The organism is Flavobacterium xizangense, from assembly GCF_054075145.1.
The window spans coordinates 1-258 of sequence record NZ_JBSIPG010000185.1; the positions used below are offsets into that span (position 1 = coordinate 1).

Here is a 258-nt window from a genome sequence, read left to right on the forward strand (position 1 = left end):
CTCTGTAAAATTTCTCAAATACTCGTTTTTGAGCTATCTTACTCATTCCCAATCCATGGTCTCTCACTTTAATCAAAATCATATCTTTAATGTTTTCAGTAAAGATTTCGATCTCTGGCGCATCTGGAGAATATTTAATGGCATTTTCCAAAATATTAACCAGCACGTTCGTAAAGTGAACTTCATTAATCAAACAGGTTGTTCTTGCTGCATTGTAATGTCTTACTACAGTACCTTTTCTGTCTTCTAAAATAAGAT

General features: G+C 32.9%; 1 protein-coding gene. It reads right to left on the reverse strand.

The genetic code is table 11. The features are described from left to right. Positions 1-258: sensor histidine kinase (locus ACWA1B_RS23040; protein ID WP_456910983.1), on the reverse strand; the 258-nt coding region annotated here is incomplete at both ends.